At 72.2% G+C, this 14,762-nt stretch carries 16 protein-coding genes and 1 other RNA gene; 10 read left to right on the top strand and 7 right to left on the bottom strand.

Going from position 1 to position 14,762, the window contains the following annotated elements; translation table 11 throughout:
- Window positions 1-1,044: a Gfo/Idh/MocA family protein gene (locus tag ACWDUZ_RS07895; RefSeq protein ID WP_451630917.1), complete on the top strand. Its 1,044-nt coding sequence runs from the start codon at window positions 1-3 to the stop codon at window positions 1,042-1,044.
- A 60-nt stretch (window positions 1,045-1,104) separates the two neighbouring features.
- The gene (locus ACWDUZ_RS07890) at window positions 1,105-1,863 is read left to right on the top strand and encodes an SDR family oxidoreductase (RefSeq protein WP_451630916.1); all 759 of its coding nucleotides are present in this window, start codon (window positions 1,105-1,107) and stop codon (window positions 1,861-1,863) included.
- Window positions 1,864-2,166: 303 nt separating this feature from the next.
- Here the strand turns inward: ACWDUZ_RS07890 and ACWDUZ_RS07885 are convergent, their stop codons facing one another.
- Both ACWDUZ_RS07885 and ACWDUZ_RS07880 read right to left on the bottom strand, forming a co-directional pair.
- Window positions 2,167-3,402 (bottom strand): D-alanyl-D-alanine carboxypeptidase family protein, encoded by a 1,236-nt coding sequence (locus ACWDUZ_RS07885; protein ID WP_451630956.1) that lies wholly within the window; start codon window positions 3,400-3,402, stop codon window positions 2,167-2,169.
- Window positions 3,403-3,656: 254 nt separating this feature from the next.
- Window positions 3,657-3,983, bottom strand: coding sequence for a nuclear transport factor 2 family protein (locus tag ACWDUZ_RS07880; protein ID WP_451630915.1), 327 nt, complete (start codon window positions 3,981-3,983; stop codon window positions 3,657-3,659).
- A gap of 136 nt (window positions 3,984-4,119) precedes the next feature.
- On the opposite strand from ACWDUZ_RS07880, the gene ACWDUZ_RS07875 reads away from it, so the two are divergent.
- Both ACWDUZ_RS07875 and ACWDUZ_RS07870 read left to right on the top strand, forming a co-directional pair.
- The gene (locus tag ACWDUZ_RS07875; RefSeq protein ID WP_451630914.1) at window positions 4,120-4,665 is read left to right on the top strand and encodes a DoxX family membrane protein; all 546 of its coding nucleotides are present in this window, start codon (window positions 4,120-4,122) and stop codon (window positions 4,663-4,665) included.
- A 62-nt stretch (window positions 4,666-4,727) separates the two neighbouring features.
- Window positions 4,728-5,108 (top strand): MazG-like family protein, encoded by a 381-nt coding sequence (locus ACWDUZ_RS07870; protein ID WP_451630913.1) that lies wholly within the window; start codon window positions 4,728-4,730, stop codon window positions 5,106-5,108.
- Between the two features lie 170 nt (window positions 5,109-5,278).
- Here the strand turns inward: ACWDUZ_RS07870 and ACWDUZ_RS07865 are convergent, their stop codons facing one another.
- Window positions 5,279-5,755 carry a redoxin domain-containing protein gene (locus ACWDUZ_RS07865; protein WP_451630912.1) on the bottom strand — a complete coding sequence of 159 codons (477 nt, stop codon included), beginning with the start codon at window positions 5,753-5,755 and terminating at the stop codon, window positions 5,279-5,281.
- Window positions 5,756-6,027: 272 nt separating this feature from the next.
- Here ACWDUZ_RS07865 and ACWDUZ_RS07860 point away from each other — a divergent pair, with 272 nt between their 5' ends.
- The 6 genes from ACWDUZ_RS07860 (at window position 6,028) to ACWDUZ_RS07835 (ending at window position 11,616) form a co-directional block, all read left to right on the top strand.
- Window positions 6,028-7,629 carry an ATP-binding protein gene (locus ACWDUZ_RS07860; protein ID WP_451630911.1) on the top strand — a complete coding sequence of 534 codons (1,602 nt, stop codon included), beginning with the start codon at window positions 6,028-6,030 and terminating at the stop codon, window positions 7,627-7,629.
- Window positions 7,626-8,051: a roadblock/LC7 domain-containing protein gene (locus ACWDUZ_RS07855; protein WP_451630910.1), complete on the top strand. Its 426-nt coding sequence runs from the start codon at window positions 7,626-7,628 to the stop codon at window positions 8,049-8,051. The genes ACWDUZ_RS07860 and ACWDUZ_RS07855 overlap by 4 nt, the downstream gene beginning before the upstream one ends.
- Complete coding sequence (locus tag ACWDUZ_RS07850) at window positions 8,048-8,404, top strand: DUF742 domain-containing protein (RefSeq protein WP_451630909.1); 357 nt, start codon at window positions 8,048-8,050, stop codon at window positions 8,402-8,404. Before ACWDUZ_RS07855 ends, ACWDUZ_RS07850 begins: the two co-directional genes overlap by 4 nt.
- Window positions 8,385-8,993: a GTP-binding protein gene (locus ACWDUZ_RS07845; RefSeq protein WP_451630908.1), complete on the top strand. Its 609-nt coding sequence runs from the start codon at window positions 8,385-8,387 to the stop codon at window positions 8,991-8,993. Before ACWDUZ_RS07850 ends, ACWDUZ_RS07845 begins: the two co-directional genes overlap by 20 nt.
- A 134-nt stretch (window positions 8,994-9,127) precedes the next feature.
- Window positions 9,128-10,342: a cytochrome P450 gene (locus tag ACWDUZ_RS07840; protein ID WP_451630955.1), complete on the top strand. Its 1,215-nt coding sequence runs from the start codon at window positions 9,128-9,130 to the stop codon at window positions 10,340-10,342.
- On the top strand, window positions 10,339-11,616 hold the full coding sequence (locus ACWDUZ_RS07835; protein ID WP_451630907.1) for a cytochrome P450 family protein: 1,278 nt from the start codon (window positions 10,339-10,341) through the stop codon (window positions 11,614-11,616). The genes ACWDUZ_RS07840 and ACWDUZ_RS07835 overlap by 4 nt, the downstream gene beginning before the upstream one ends.
- A gap of 115 nt (window positions 11,617-11,731) precedes the next feature.
- On the opposite strand, the gene ACWDUZ_RS07830 is transcribed toward ACWDUZ_RS07835, so the two are convergent.
- The 4 genes from ACWDUZ_RS07830 to ACWDUZ_RS07815 form a co-directional block, all read right to left on the bottom strand.
- Window positions 11,732-12,529, bottom strand: a complete 798-nt coding sequence (locus tag ACWDUZ_RS07830) for a class I SAM-dependent methyltransferase (RefSeq protein ID WP_451630906.1) — start codon at window positions 12,527-12,529, stop codon at window positions 11,732-11,734.
- 200 nt (window positions 12,530-12,729) lie between these two features.
- Window positions 12,730-13,404: a uracil-DNA glycosylase gene (locus ACWDUZ_RS07825; protein ID WP_451630905.1), complete on the bottom strand. Its 675-nt coding sequence runs from the start codon at window positions 13,402-13,404 to the stop codon at window positions 12,730-12,732.
- Window positions 13,405-13,595: 191 nt separating this feature from the next.
- Window positions 13,596-13,999, bottom strand: an RNA gene (gene rnpB / locus ACWDUZ_RS07820) — RNase P RNA component class A.
- 55 nt (window positions 14,000-14,054) lie between these two features.
- The gene (locus ACWDUZ_RS07815; RefSeq protein WP_451630904.1) at window positions 14,055-14,633 is read right to left on the bottom strand and encodes a Uma2 family endonuclease; all 579 of its coding nucleotides are present in this window, start codon (window positions 14,631-14,633) and stop codon (window positions 14,055-14,057) included.
- Window positions 14,634-14,762: the final 129 nt, after the last annotated feature.

Raw genomic sequence — 14,762 nt, 5'->3', positions numbered from 1 at the left:
ATGTCCGGGATATCCGATACAAGCCAGAAGAAGGTGCGCTGGGGGATTCTGGCGACCGGTGGAATCGCCGCGGCGTTCACCGCGGATCTGGTGGACCTGCCCGAAGCCGAGGTCGTGGCGGTGGCCTCGCGCCGTACGGAGTCGGCGAAGGCGTTCGCCGAACGGTTCGGGATTCCTCGGGCGTACGGCTCCTGGGAGGAACTCGCTCAGGACGGTGACATCGATGTCGTCTACGTCGCCACCCCGCACTCGGCCCATCGCGCCGCCGCCGGCCTCTGCCTGGAGGCCGGGCGTCACGTGCTGTGCGAGAAGCCGTTCACGCTGAACCTGCGGGAGGCCGAGGAACTGGTCGCCCTGGCCAGGCGGCACGACCGCTTCCTCATGGAGGCCATGTGGATGTACTGCAACCCGCTGGTACGGCGGCTGAAGACGCTGGTCGACGACGGGGCGATCGGTGACGTGCGCACCGTGCAGGCCGACTTCGGGCTCGCCGGGCCGTTCCCGCCCTCGCACCGGCTGCGGGACCCCCGGCTGGGCGGCGGGGCGCTGCTCGACCTCGGCGTCTACCCGGTGTCGTTCGCGCATCTGCTGCTCGGCGAGCCGTCGGGCATGACGGCCCGGGCGGTGCTCTCGCCCGAGGGCGTCGACCTCCAGACGGGCGCCGTACTCTCCTGGGACGGCGGGGCGCTGGCCCAGGTGCACTGCTCCATCACCGGGGGTACGGCGAACGGCGCCTCGGTCACCGGCTCGAAGGGCCGTATCGACATCCCGTCGGGCTTCTTCCACCCGGAGCGTTTCGTGCTGCACCGCGACGGCCGCGACCCGGAGGAGTTCACCGCCGACCCGGCGGACGGTCCGCGCACCACCATGCGGCACGAGGCGCTGGAGGTGATGCGCGCGCTGCGCGCCGGCGAGACCGAGTCGCCGGTCGTACCTCTGGACGGCACGCTGGCGGTGATGCGGACGCTGGACGCGATCCGGGAGCGGATCGGGGTGCGCTATCCGGGGGAGGCCACCGAGTCCGCGGAGCCCGCGCTCGTCTGACCCTCCGCATGACGGACGGGGGATTCCGCATGACGGATGGTCCTCGTACGCTCCGGTGCCATGACCGACACCTCATCGAAGATCGCCGTGGTGACCGGGGCCGGATCGGGCATCGGGCGGGCCGTGGCCGTGGAACTTCTGCGCACGGGCTGGTCCGTGGCGCTCGCGGGCCGGCGGCCGGAGACGCTCGCGGAGACGGCGGCACTCGTGCCCGAGGCCGCGTGGCTGGCCGTACGCACCGATGTGGCCCGACCCGACGACGTGGCCGCGCTGTTCGCCGCCACCGTCGCACGCTTCGGGCGGGTCGACCTGCTGTTCAACAACGCGGGGACGACCGGACCGGGCGGTGTGCCGGTGGAGGACCTGCCGTACGAGGCGTGGCAGCACGTGGTCGGCACCAACCTCAACGGGGCGTTCCTGTGCGCCCAGGCGGCGTACCGCCAGATGAAGGCGCAGGACCCGCAGGGCGGCCGGATCATCAACAACGGCTCGATCTCGGCGCACACGCCCCGGCCGCACTCGGCGCCCTACACCGCCACCAAGCACGCGCTGACCGGCCTGACCAAGTCGCTGTCGCTGGACGGGCGCCCGTACCGGATCGCGGTGGGCCAGATCGACATCGGCAACGCGGCCACGGACATGACGGCCCGGATGCAGACGGGCGCGCTCCAGGCCGACGGCCGGACGGTCCCGGAACCGTTGATGGACGTGGCCGATGTGGCGCGCACGGTACGGCACATGGCCGAACTGCCGCTGGAGGCGAACGTGCAGTTCGCGACGGTGCTGGCGACGACGATGCCGTACGTGGGACGCGGCTGAGCGCACCGGGGCCCCGAATGCGGCAGCCGCTCCACGTACCGGTGCGCACCCCGCGGTCCCACGCGGGGTCCCCCCTACCGGTGCCATGGAGCGGCTGCCGCCCCCTCCCCTGGATGTGGCTGTGCGCGCGACCTGCGGACGTCCGCTGAACGCGGTTCGGCTCGGCGAAGGCCCCGCCGGACCGGAACCCCGCCGACGGAAGCCCTCCACCCAACTGTGAAGCTTTGGTGAAGGAGGCGTCGAGCATAAGCCGGTGACCGAGCGGTTCGGCGCGGATTGTTGAATTCCGGATGTGCAGATCGCTCAACGGCGGTGACGGCCCGCCGAGTCGGCCCGCGCCGCCTGCGCCGCCGCCCGACGCCGGCGCAGGGCCCACGCCCCGCCCGCGAGGAGTACGGCCGTACCGCCCGCACCCTCCATCAGCCGCCAGGCCGACGGCCCGTGGCGCGCCGTGGCACCGGACGCCCCCACGCCGGCCGGGTCGGCCTTCCGTCCGGACGGGCCGGCCGCCGCCGTCGTCGTCCCGCCCTCGCTCAACGGCTCGACCAGCCTGCCCACGGCCCGTGCCGAACGACCGTGTGCGAAGCCCCAGTCGAACAGCGCGGCGGTCTCCTCGTAGACGGCGTTGGCGCCGGCCGCGGGGTGCATCACCGTGACCAGCAGGGTGCGGCCACCGCGGACGGCGGCACCGGTGAAGGTGTTGCCGGCGTGGCTGGTGTAGCCGTTCTTCACACCGATGATGCCGTCGTACCTCCTCAGACCCCAGCTCCCGGTCAGCAGACGGTCGGTGTTCTGGATCTGGAAGGTCTTCTTCCCACCGGCCGGGAAGTCGGCGGTGCGGGTGCCGCAGTAGCCGCGGAAGTCGGCGTTCCGCAGCCCGTGCCGGGCGAACAGGGTCAGGTCGTACGCCGAGGACAGCTGGCCCGGGTGGTCGAAGCCGTCCGGGCTGACCACGTGCGTGTCCAGGGCCTGGAGGTCCTGCGCCCTGGCCTGCATCTCGGCGACCGTCTTCGCCACGCCGCCGTTCATGTGGGCGAGCACGTGCACGGCGTCGTTGCCCGAACGCAGGAAAACGCCCTGCCACAACTGCTCGACGCTGTAGGTGGTTCCGGGCTGGATGCCGACGAGGCTCGAACCGGCTGGGATGTCGGCCAGGTCGGCAGCGGTGACCTTGTACCGCCGGGAGCGGGGGAACTTCTTCAGCACGGTGTCCGCGAACAGCATCTTCAGGGTGGACGCGGGCGCCAGGCGCTGGTGCGCGCGGTATGCGGCGAGCACCTCCCCGCTCTCCCCGTCGGCGACCAGCCAGGCGCGGGCGGTCAGCTTCCCCGGCAGGCCGGTGGTGCTCTGCGCCTGCACCCCGCTCCGGGCCAGCCGCGCACCGCCGATCACGCCCGGACCGGCGGCCGAGGCCGGGACAGCGCCGGACAGGACGGCCGACGGACCGGCCGCGGCCAGCGCCAGCAGGGAGCGCCGGGAGACCGGGGCGGACCGCGGCGACGGCGTGGACGGGGCGGATGGGGCGGAGGGCGGAGTCAGGTCGGGCACGTCGGGCGGGTCGGGCGGGTCGGGCGGGTCGGGCGGGTCGGGCAGGGGGAACCGGGGGGACGAAGAGGAATCACGCACCCCGGGACCGTACAAAGCCACGTCGGGCCTGTGCACGACGCTCCTTCAAAGGTGGATCAAAAGATCACCAAAGGAAGGACGCCAGGTCGGTCATCTCACTCATCCGGCGCAAGTCGCCCGGCTCGTCCGGCACGCGCCGCCGCCCTGGGCCCCCGTGACGCCCGGGGTCACGCCTGCTCGGTCTCGAACCGGGCGATCCGCCCGTCGTCGGCGACGGTGAACGTCCACCGGGTGCGCATCTCGCCCCAGGTGTCGTTGCTGTAGCGGGCGAGGAGAGCGCGGCCGCCCCGGGACTCGTTGTCGACCTGCATGTGCCCGTGCGTGGAAAAGATCTCCTGCTCGATCCACTCGGCGAGGTCGCGGTCGGAGCCGTCGTCCGCCATGGTCGCGCCGGGCGCGAGGATCTGCATGAACCCCTCGCGGTCATGGGCGTTGACGGCGGTGACGAAGGCGCGGACGGCCGGGTCGCTGAGTCTGGCGGTCTGAATCGTCATGTCGGCAGAGTCACACCGGCCCCGGCTCCTCGCCACCCGAACAGCGCCGTGGGCGGGCCGAGCGGGTGTTCCCGGTGCGAGGGTGGGAACCCCGAGGGAATCCCGAGTCCTGCCCCTGGAGCCGTCTGGAGTCACCGTGACCTGTTACGACCGACGTGATGTGGGCCTGCTGCTGCTCCGGCTGGGAACGGGAGGCGTGCTGGCCGCGCACGGCGCGCAGAAGCTGCTCGGCTGGTTCGGCGGGGCCGGCCTGGAAGGGACCGGGCAGTTCATGGAGTCCGTCGGCTACCGACCGGGGAAGGCGAGCGCGACGGCGGCGGGACTGGCGGAGTCGGGCGGCGGTCTGCTGCTGGCCCTGGGCCTGGCGACCCCGGCGGCGGGCTCCGCCGCGGCCGGAGCGATGGCGGGGGCGGCGGCGGTGCACGCGCCGAACGGCTTCTTCGCCCAGGGCGGCGGCTACGAGTACGCGGCCTCGCTGGGCCTGACGGCCGCCGGCCTCGCGATCAGCGGCCCCGGCCGCCTCTCCGTGGACCACGCTCTCGGCCACGCCGTCAACCGCGGCTGGATGGTCCCGGTGTCGTTCGCGGTGACGGCCGCGGCCACCTCTCTGGTCATCGGGGCCCGCCTCAGGCATCTGCGCCGCCAGAAGGAAGGGCAACAGGAGGCGCTGTTCGAGGAGTGACCGACCCGTCTGCCGCGAGGGCGGGTTCAGAGAGCGACGCGGCCGTGGCAGGCTGCGTGTCCATGAGCGATCAGCACCCGACGGCTACCCCCGCGGACCTCTGGACCTCCGTCGACGCCCTGTGGACCTGGCTCGACACACACGGACCGTACGGCGGCCGGGAAGGCCTGCTGCTGAGGATGCTCAAGCTGTCCGAGGAGGTAGGCGAGGCCGCCCAGGCAGTGATCGGCGTGATGGGCCAGAACCCGCGCAAGGGCACCACCCACACCTGGGAGGACGTCCAGTACGAGCTGTGCGACGTGATCGTCACGGCGCTGGTGGCCCTGCGCACCCTGACCCCCGACGCACGGGAGGTCTTCGACCGCCACCTGGTTCGGGTGAGGGAGCGTTCACTCGGAGCGGCCGGGGCTTCCGGGGCGCAGGCCGAACCCACCTCCGACTGAACCGCCGAGCGCGCTCGCCGCAGGCGTCCACTCCCAGCGTGTCCATCCGGCCCGCCTCTTTCGCACCGGTCGGGCCGCCGCGGCCGAAGGAAGCGGCGGTCGGCCGCCGAAGAGACGTGCGCGGTCACGCGGGTGGCGGTGACCGCGAGCCCGGGCACTGTGGCGCTCCGTCAGTTCGTGGGCGTGCCACCCGGATCCGCGAGAAGGGCCAACTGCTCCAGCACCAGCTCGGCGTGCCGCTCCGGCTCCGGCACCGGGTGGATCAGGGACCGCACCCGGCCCGTGCGGTCCAGGACGACGGCGGCACGCGCGAACAAGGTCCGGCCCTCGGCCCGCACCTCGGGGACGCCCAACGCGCGGCCCAGGGACAGGTCCTCGTCACCGACGAGCGGATAGCCGAGGGAGCGGTCCTCGGCGAACTCGGCCAGACGGCCGGGGGCGTGGGCGCTGACGCCGAGCACCCGGGCGTCGGCGCGGGCGAACACCGCCGCCGCGTCGCGCGCCGAACACAGTCCCGTGGTGCAGCCGCCGAGTTCGGGCAGTCGCTCGCCGATGCCGGGCTCGGTGATGAAGAACAGGACGGTCCACCGATGGTCGGGAGAGGGCACGGGAAGGGGACCGGCGGTCGTCGGGACGGTGCGCTGCATGGTGTTCCTCCGTGGCGCGGCAGGGTGCGGCTCTGACGATGGATGATCACACGGATTCCGCGCGCGCTTCCGGGTCCGTGCCCCGCCCCGGAACGACAGAAGCCGGTCACCACAACGATCATTTTCGGTCACACAGTGACGCAAGCGTCTCAGGCTGCACTCCCGAGTCATCGTCAACTCCTCATATGATGAGCACGAATTGTCGAGAACACGACCTCAACTGTGTCGTTCATCGACCGACCGGCAACCGACACGCCCCGAGGACCCAGTCGATGAGAGTGCACACAGACGCGGCCGGCCCCCGCGCGGGGCGTCCCTCGCCGCGCACCACCCTGCGAGCGCTGCTCGCCACCGCGGTCGTGGCCGCGGCCGTCGTGGTGTGGGCGGTGGCCTCCGCCCCCGCGTCGTTCCGCACTCCCCTGGCGATCGGAGCGGGTGCCGCCGCGGTGGCGCTCTGCGCCGCCGTGGCCACCGCGGTCCACCAGCGCGAGCTGGCCGGCCGTGCGTGGCGGCGGGCCGAGGCCACGTCCACCGAGGCGGGTGCCTCGGCACGGGCGTTCGCCGACGACACCGTGCCGGCGCTGCTGGAGCGGTTGCGCGGCGGCTCCGCGTGGGAGACGGCACTCGCCGCCGTTCCCCAGCCGGCCGACCCGGCCCACCAACGGGCGCTGCGCCGGCTGGCGGAGGAGTTCGGCCGCAGCGAGAACCGCCGGGCCGCGGCCCTCGCGGCCTGCGCCAACGTCGCCGGACGGATGCAGGCGCTGGCCACCGGCATGCTGGCGGACCTACGGGAGATGGAGCACCGGCACATCGACCCCGACGTCCTGGGCGACCTGCTGCACCTGGACCACCGCACCGCCCAGGCCGGCCGGCTGGCCGACAGCATCGCGGTGCTCACCGGCGCCCGCTCCGGACGCCGCTGGGCCAAGCCCATCGTCATGGAGTCGGTGCTGCGCGGCGCCATGGGCCGGATCGCCGGCTACCAGCGGGTGCGGCTGCACTCGAACACCGATGTCGCGGTCGCCGGCTACGCCGCCGAGGGCGTCATGCACGCGCTGGCCGAGATCCTGGACAACGCCTGCAACTTCTCGCCGCCCACCACCGAGGTGCACGTCTACGTCTCGGAGGTGCCCGCCGGCGTGGTGATCACCGTGGAGGACAGCGGGCTGGTGATGAGCGACGTCGCACTTCGCCGGGCCGAACACGCCGTCGCCGGGGCCTCGCAGGAACTGGCCGAACTGTCCGGCACCCGCCTCGGGCTCGCCGTGGTGGGGCGCCTCGCCCGCAAGCACGGCCTGACGGTCTCCTTCCGGCCCTCGGCGAGCGGCGGTACCGGAGTCGTCGTCCTGCTGCCGCAGGAACTGGTCACCCGACCCCAGCCCGACCCGGCACCGGAACCCGAGGCCGCCCCGGTCCCGTCCCTGCCGGCGCCGAAGACCTCCGCACCGCCGGTGGCGCTCCCGTCCACCACGGGCACCGCCCCGGAGCACACCACGGCCACGGTTCCCGGGGGCGCGACCCCGACCGCGGCCGACCGTACGGCCGCGGACCCCACAGCCGTAGACCCCACCGGCGTGGAGCCCGCTGCCGCGGACCTCACGGGCGCCACGCCCCACGGCGCCGGCGCCCTGCCGAAGCGGCGCCGCGGCCGCACCCTCGCCGCCGCCCACCCGGAAGGGGTCCCCGGAGCGGAACAGCGGCCCGCCGGAGGCGTCACGACGCGCCCGGCGCCGGCCGCCTCCGCCGACCGCCTCGGCGCGTTCCGCCGAGCCGTCACCGGTCAGGGTCCCGCGGTGGACACCGCCTCGCGGGGCCCGGCCGACGGCGATCCCTCTTCCACTGCTACCGCTTCCCACTCGGAGGACGACCGATGACCGCACCCGCCGCAGCGGTGACCGAACTCACCTGGCTGATGGAGGGCCTGTTGGAGCGCACGCCGGGAACCAGGCACGCCCTGGTGCTGTCCCGGGACGGGCTGAAGCTCTGTCACACCCGCGAACTCTCCGAGGACCGGGCCGACCAACTCGCGGCGATCTCCGCCGGCATCCAGAGCCTCTCGCACGGCGCCTCCGTGGAGTTCGGGGACGGGACCGGCGGGGTGCGCCAGTCCATGACCGAGTTCTACGGCGGCATCCTGTTCATCGTGGAGGCCGGCGAAGGCGCCCATGTGGCGGTCGTCGCGGACGAGGACGCCGAGCCCGGTCTGATCGGCCACAACATGCACGAACTGGTCGAGCAGCTCGGGGAGTACCTCAGCGCTCCGCCGCGGGATCCCGCCGGGGACGGCACGGCATGAGCCGGCCGGGCCGGGACGACGACCCCGACCGGCTGTACACCCTGACCGGAGGCCGCAGCCGAGCGGACGGGCACGAGTTCGACCTGGTGACCCTGGTGGTCAGCGAGTCCGAGCCGCGCCCGGGCATGCAGTCGGAGCACGCCGCGATCCTGCGCATGTGCCGTCTGCCCACCGCGGTCGTCGAGATCGCGGCCGACCTGCGGCTGCCCGTCAGCATCGTGCGGATCCTCCTGGCCGACCTGCTGGACATGGGTGTGATCACCGCCCGGCATCCGCGTACCGCCCCCGCCCGGGCGCAACTACTCGACCCGATCATCCTGGAGCAGGTGCTCGTTGGACTACGCAATCTCTGACCCGGTGGCCCGCGCCCCGCTGAGCCGCACCGCCGACAACGGACTGAAGATCGTCGTCGTGGGCGGTTTCGGCGTCGGAAAGACCACCCTGGTGCGTTCGGTCAGCGACATCCGACCGCTGAGCACCGAGGAGACGATGACCCAGGCCGGCCGGGGAGTCGACGACCTCGGCGGCGTGGCGGGCAAGACCGCGACGACCGTCGCCTTCGACTTCGGGCGCATCTCCCTCGACCGGCGGACCGTGCTCTACCTGTTCGGCGCCCCCGGGCAGGAGCGCTTCTGGTTCCTGTGGGACCGGCTGTTCACCGGCACCCTCGGCGCGGTGGTCCTGGTCGACGCCCGGCGGCTGGCCGACTCCTGGTACGCCATCGACCGGCTGGAGCACCACGGGACGCCGTTCATCGTGGCCCACAACGACTTCGGCGGCCCGCGGCACTCCCCGGAGGCGCTCCGTGACGCCCTCGACCTGGACCCGCGGGTGCCCCTGGTCGACTGCGACGCCCGCTCCCGCGCATCCAGCAAGAACGTGCTGATCACGCTCGTGGAGCACCTTCAGGCCCTCGCCTCCGCCCGGGAGACCGCATCGTGACGACCTCGCCCTCCCCCGACGCGCCCTCCCCCGACGCTCCGTCCACCGACGTCCCGTCCGCCGACGCGTCGTCCGCCGGACGGCCGCACCCCGCGCCCCCCGTCGGCTGCCCGGCCCACACAGGCACCGACGCCGTGCCGCTCAGCGGACCCCGCTTCCACACCGACCCGCTGGGGCTCTACCGGGAGATCCGCCGCGAGCACGGCCCGGTCGTCCCCGTGGAGCTCGGCGGGTTCCCCGCCTGGCTGGTCATCGGCTACCGCGAACTCCACCAGGTGACCAGCGACCCCGTGCTCTTCCCCCGGGACGTGGGCCTGTGGAACCAGTGGGAGAACATCCCCGCGGACTGGCCGCTGCTGCCGATGGTCGGCCGGCGCCAGCCGTCCATCTACTACACCGTCGGCGCGGAGCACCGCCGCCACTGCGAGATGGCAGTTCCCGCCCTGGAGGGCGTCGACCTCTTCGAACTGCGCGGCGTCACCGAGCGGTTGGCCGACGAGCTGATCGACGGCTTCTGCGGCCGGGGCTCGGCCGAGCTGGTCTCCGAGTACGCCGTGCAGCTGCCGGTGCTGGCGCTCGCCCGGATCGTTGGATTCCCCTTCGAGGACGGCCCGGAGATGGCCCGGGTGCTCAACTCGCTGGCCGACGGCGGCGCGAACGCGCAGCAGGCCTACACACGGTTCGGGGAGCTGATACAGCGGCTGGTGGAGACCAAGCGGGCGCAGCCGGGCGCCGACGTGACCTCCCGGATGCTCGCCCATTCGGAGCCCTTCACCGATCAGGAGTACGTGCTCGACCTGATGGCCATCACGGCCGCCGGACACCTTCCCACCGCCGACTGGCTCGGCAACTCGATACGGCTCATGCTCACCGACGACCGGTTCGCCGCCTCCCTCGGCGGCGGCCGCCACAGCGTGGCGCAGGCCATGAACGAGGTCCTGTGGGAGGACACCCCCACCCAGATCCTCTCCGGACGCTGGGCGGCCCGCGACACCCAGCTGGGCGGCCGTGCCATCCGCACCGGGGACATGCTGTTGCTGGGCCTCGCCGGCGCCAATGCCGACCCTGCGGTCCGGCAGCACGGGCCGCGGGCGACCGACGGTCCGCATACGGGCAACAGCGCGCACTTCGCGTTCAGCTACGGCGAGTACCGCTGCCCCTTCCCCGCCCAGGAGATCGCCGAGGTCATCGCCCGTACCGGGATCGAGGTGCTGCTGGACCGGCTGCCCGACCTGGACCTGTCGGTACCCGCGCAGACCCTGGCCCGCCGGCCCTCCGCCTTCCTGCGCGGGATGTCGGCACTGCCCGTACGGTTCACCCCCGTGCCCACGACTGGAGGCCACCGTTGAACAGCCCGCACACCGCCGCCGAGCACACCGAGGACCCGGCGGCCGGCAGATGCCCCTTCGCCGGGGACACACTCGTGATCGACCCGCTGGTGCGGGACCTGGCGGGCGAGACCCGGCAACTGCGTGACGCCGGGCCCCTCACCCGCATCGACCTGCTCGGCGCCCAGGCCTGGACCGTCACCCGCCACGCCGAGGCCCGGCAGCTGCTCACCGACTCCCGCCTCGTCAAGGACATCAACGCCTGGCGGCTGTGGCAGACCGGCGAGGTCACCCGGGAGTGGCCGCTCATCGGGATGATCGACACGGGCCGTTCCATGTTCACCGTGGACGGCGCCGAGCACCGGCGGCTGCGGGCCAAGACCGCGCAGGCGGTCACCCCCCGCCGGGTCGCCGAACTCCAGCCGCTCATCGAGGAGATCACCGGTCGGCTCCTGGACGACGTGGCCGAAGCGGGCGCCGACGGGCCGGTGGACCTGAAGACCCGGTTCGCCCTGCCGCTGCCGCTGAGCGTGGTGAGCGTGCTGATGGGTGTCGACCCGGCCGAGCACCCGAAGCTGCACCGCATATACAAGGCGTTCTTCTCCATGCTGACCCCGCAGGAGGAGAGGCTGGCGGTGATCGAGGAGATGGACGTCCTCTTCCGGGCCATGGTGCGGGAGAAGACCGCCCGGCCCACCGACGACCTCACCAGCGCGCTCATCCTGGCCGACGAGGGCGGGGAGCCGCTCACCGAGGACGAGGTGGTGGGCAACCTCAAGGCCATGGTGGCGGCCGGCCACGAGACCACCATCGGACTCATCCTCAACGCGGTACGCGCCCTGCTCACCCACCCCGACCAGCTGCGCAAGGTCCTCGACGGGGAGATCCCGTGGGAGACGGTGATCGAGGAGACCCTGCGCTGGGACACCCCGACCACGCACCTGCTGATGCGGTTCGCCACCGAGGACATCGAGATCGGCGGCACGCTGATCGCCAAGGGCGACGGGGTGGTCATCTCCTACCGTGCGGTCGGGTGGGACACCGAGCAGCACGGCCCGGACGCCGACCTCTTCGACATCACCCGGCCGGAACCTATCCGGCACATGAGCTTCGGGCACGGCCCGCACATCTGCCCGGGCGCGGCGCTCGCCCGTCTGGAGGCCCGTATCGCCCTCCCCGCCCTGTTCGACCGTTTCCCCGGCCTGGCCCTGGCCGTCCCCGTCGAGGAGATCCGCAACCTCCCCGTCCTCACCCAGAACGACCTGGAGTCCTTCCCCGTCCTCCTCAACAGCTGACCGGCGACATCGGGGGTGCCCCTCGTGCCACGGGGTGGCATCTCTGTCGCTACGAGGCGGCCCCCGCGGCGGTACGAGAGAGCACTCCCGGCCTCACGAAACGGCGCTCCCGGCGCTACAAGGCGGCCCTCTTGCGCCCCACGAGGTGGAAGACGCGGCTGAGCCGGCGGTAGGGGTCGCGTCGACCGGCCTCGAGTTCGACCGCGGCCATCGCCGCCAGCTGCTTCGTGTCGGCGGGGTCCAGCTCGGCCCCGCCGAACTCCAGCCAGTCGGCGAACAGCCACACCCCGTACCAGCGCACCGGCTCCACGCCGCGACCACGCAGCAGCTCACCGAGTTCCTCGACCCTGTCGGCCCGGGCTTCCACGCCCAGCACCCCGACACCGGTCCGGGTGTCGAACGCCGCCAGCGCGTCGTCCCAACGCCGTTCCAGGGCCGGGCGCACCGCCGTCGTCTCGGCGTTGCCCGTCATGATCGAGACGAGGCCGCCGGGCGCGGCGCACCGGCACAGCTGCTCGATCAGCGGCTCCGGCTCCGCCACGTACCCGAGCACGCCGTGGCACAGCACGGCGTCGAAGCGCCGGCCGTTCACGACCTGGTCGGCGTGCTCACCGTCGCCCTCCACGAGCGTCACGCGTCGCCGCGCCTCGTCGGGCAGCTGCTGGAGCCGCGCCCGCGCCTTGTCCAGCATCGCCGGCGACGGATCGAGCAGCGTCACGTCGTAACCCGCCTCGGCCAGCGGGAACGACTGATGCCCCGCACCACCGCCGACATCGAGCACGGACGCCGGGGGCGGCGGCAACTGCTCCAGCAACTGCTGGTGCATCACGTACGTCCGCACATATCCCTTGACCGAGCCGTACGCATCGGCAAAACGGTCGGCCAGTCCGGCGGCCCAGGTGTCATCGCCCATCGGGCCACGATACGAAACCCGCGCTGCGGCTTCGAAGCCCGAGGGGGCGGCCGACGAGTCGGACTGTGCGGCGGGTTCTGTTCCGCCCTTGGAGACGGTCATGCTCTGGACGGCATGTTCGCCAACGGCGTCATGTCGCCCTGTGGCCACCGATCACCGCAGTTCAAGCACGAGCGACCAGCGACATCACGCTTGGAGTCTCAGCGGACGGCGCCCAGCAGCTTCGCCGCTCGCCGCAGCGTGGCCAGTATGTCCTCACGAGCAGTTGGGCGGGAGGCGAAGACACGGGGACTGGGATGCCAGGTGGGCAGTGTGTGAACCTTCGGCGCGTACTGCTCCTGGTAGGCCGTCCAGCCGGCCTGCGCCTTGCGGCCCATCGGAACGACGACCTCCAGGGCGGGAAGCATTGACACCACCTCGTGCAGGAACGGCACCGCACGCTGTATCTCCGTGCGCCCCGGGGCGGCGATACGGTCCGCGGTGCCCAGGTACCACGGCACGACGTTCCAGTGCACGGACAAGTCGTAGGGAAGTCCGGCCTCGTGCCGCAGCGTCCAGCAGTTCTGCGCGGTCGGGTCGTCGTTGTCGATGGAGATGATGCCGCTGCCGGTGCGGCGCAGTCGAACTTCCGCTCCCATGGACTTCTGACCAGGTGCCTCCAACAGGAACAGACTGCGTGCCTCGACGCCGCCGGACGCGGGGTCGAACCACGGTACGGACTCGCCCTCGCCGAGGCGCACTCGCAGTTTCTCCACCCAGTCGTTCAGAGGACGCACGACGGGCTCGGTCCGTACCGCCTCCAGCCGGGAGCGCAGAGCTTCCGGATCGCGCAGGGAACGAGGGGCCGCGGAACGAAGGTGATCGCGTGAAGTCATGAGCCGCAGTGTGTCAGTGCCCTCTGACACCGATGGCGGTCAGCGCACGGGGACGTCACGAAAGGCTCGCACTTGACGCATGGAGGCCCGTCTGGATGTCTCGCCACCTGCCTCGGCAAGCCCACGAAAGACCGGAAAGGGCCTCCGACACAGATCAGAGGCCCTTTCACAGGCAAAGCCGCAGGTAGCGGCAGACGAGTCGGGCTGTACGCCGGGTTCTGTTCCGGAGGGTCCTCGCGGGCCCTCCGGCGACGGCCATCCATCTAGGACCGGCGTTGCCGCCGGCCTCGTGCGGTCTACCCGCGGACTCGGGCGGGCAGCCCTCGAACGTCCGCGCAGGAACCCCAAGGGGTTCCCTCTTGACCTTGCTCCGGGTGGGGTTTACCTAGCTGCCCAGGTCACCCTGGGCACTGGTGGTCTCTTACACCACCGTTTCACCCTTACCCGGCGCCGAAGCGCCGGGCGGTCTGTTTTCTGTGGCACTGTCCCGCGGGTCACCCCGGGTGGCCGTTAGCCACCACCCTGCCCTGTGGAGCCCGGACGTTCCTCGGGAAGCCCCCTCGCGGGAACTCCACGCGGCCGTCCGCCCGGCTCGTCTGCCGTGTCGACCATGGTACCGGGCGCGGCCGGCACGTCGCTCCCGGCACGGGTCAGAGGAAGTCGGTCGTCTCCAGGTCGAAGGCGAACGGCTCGGGGAGGGGCAAAGCCTTGCCGAAGGGGAGGGTGCACACCCCGCGGTAGTCCTCGTTCTCCGGCTGGCTGAACAGGGTGACCGAGGAGGCCTCCCGGTCGACGAGCAGGTACAGCGGGATGCCGCCGCGGGCGTAGCAGCGGCGTTTGGTCTCGCGGTCGGCCCTGGGCTTGGCGGAGGTCACCTCCAGGACCATGGCGACGCCGTCGCAGGGCATCCAGGAGTCGGCACCACGGTAGAGGCGCAGGGCCGCGGGGGCGAAGGTGCCGTCCGGGATCACGTGGTCCTTCGGGCAGTCACCGCCGCTCTTCAGCTTCAGGCCCTTGTTCCCGGAGAAGTCCATGTCGGTCCGGGACCGCCTGATCACCTGCTTCACGATCTGGCTGATGCAGTCCTCGTGGTCCCCGTCCGGCGGCGGCGTCACGACGATCTCCCCCTCGATCAGTTCGGCCCGGAAGCCCTCCGGGGTGTCGAGGGACAGGAAGATGTCCAGCAGTCCCTCGGCCGGCGTGATGGGCTCATGCGCTACGGCACTCATGTCGCGCCCCTCCTTCGGTCGCTCGCCAGACTCGGACATCCCAAGATCACCTGTCCATGAGATCGGGAACCGTTCCTTCGATCGTGGCACAGCGGCACCGCGCCCGTCAGTGGCGAAGCGCCGCCTTGA

This window comes from Streptomyces sp. NPDC003393 (genome assembly GCF_053589015.1).
Note: the sequence above shows the minus strand (reverse complement) of the source record. Positions and strands in the feature narration are given on the sequence as shown.

What these genes read in the sequence shown, in the direction of transcription:
- ACWDUZ_RS07815 (WP_451630904.1), bottom strand. Translation starts at nt 14,633, where the DNA reads ATGAGTGCCGTAGCGCATGAGCCCATCACGCCGGCCGAGGGACTGCTG.
- ACWDUZ_RS07825 (WP_451630905.1), bottom strand. Translation starts at nt 13,404, where the DNA reads ATGACTTCACGCGATCACCTTCGTTCCGCGGCCCCTCGTTCCCTGCGC.
- ACWDUZ_RS07880 (WP_451630915.1), bottom strand. Translation starts at nt 3,983, where the DNA reads ATGACGATTCAGACCGCCAGACTCAGCGACCCGGCCGTCCGCGCCTTC.
- ACWDUZ_RS07895 (WP_451630917.1), top strand. Translation starts at nt 1, where the DNA reads ATGTCCGGGATATCCGATACAAGCCAGAAGAAGGTGCGCTGGGGGATT.
- ACWDUZ_RS07865 (WP_451630912.1), bottom strand. Translation starts at nt 5,755, where the DNA reads ATGCAGCGCACCGTCCCGACGACCGCCGGTCCCCTTCCCGTGCCCTCT.
- ACWDUZ_RS07850 (WP_451630909.1), top strand. Translation starts at nt 8,048, where the DNA reads ATGAGCCGGCCGGGCCGGGACGACGACCCCGACCGGCTGTACACCCTG.
- ACWDUZ_RS07855 (WP_451630910.1), top strand. Translation starts at nt 7,626, where the DNA reads ATGACCGCACCCGCCGCAGCGGTGACCGAACTCACCTGGCTGATGGAG.
- ACWDUZ_RS07890 (WP_451630916.1), top strand. Translation starts at nt 1,105, where the DNA reads ATGACCGACACCTCATCGAAGATCGCCGTGGTGACCGGGGCCGGATCG.
- ACWDUZ_RS07860 (WP_451630911.1), top strand. Translation starts at nt 6,028, where the DNA reads ATGAGAGTGCACACAGACGCGGCCGGCCCCCGCGCGGGGCGTCCCTCG.
- ACWDUZ_RS07870 (WP_451630913.1), top strand. Translation starts at nt 4,728, where the DNA reads ATGAGCGATCAGCACCCGACGGCTACCCCCGCGGACCTCTGGACCTCC.
- ACWDUZ_RS07830 (WP_451630906.1), bottom strand. Translation starts at nt 12,529, where the DNA reads ATGGGCGATGACACCTGGGCCGCCGGACTGGCCGACCGTTTTGCCGAT.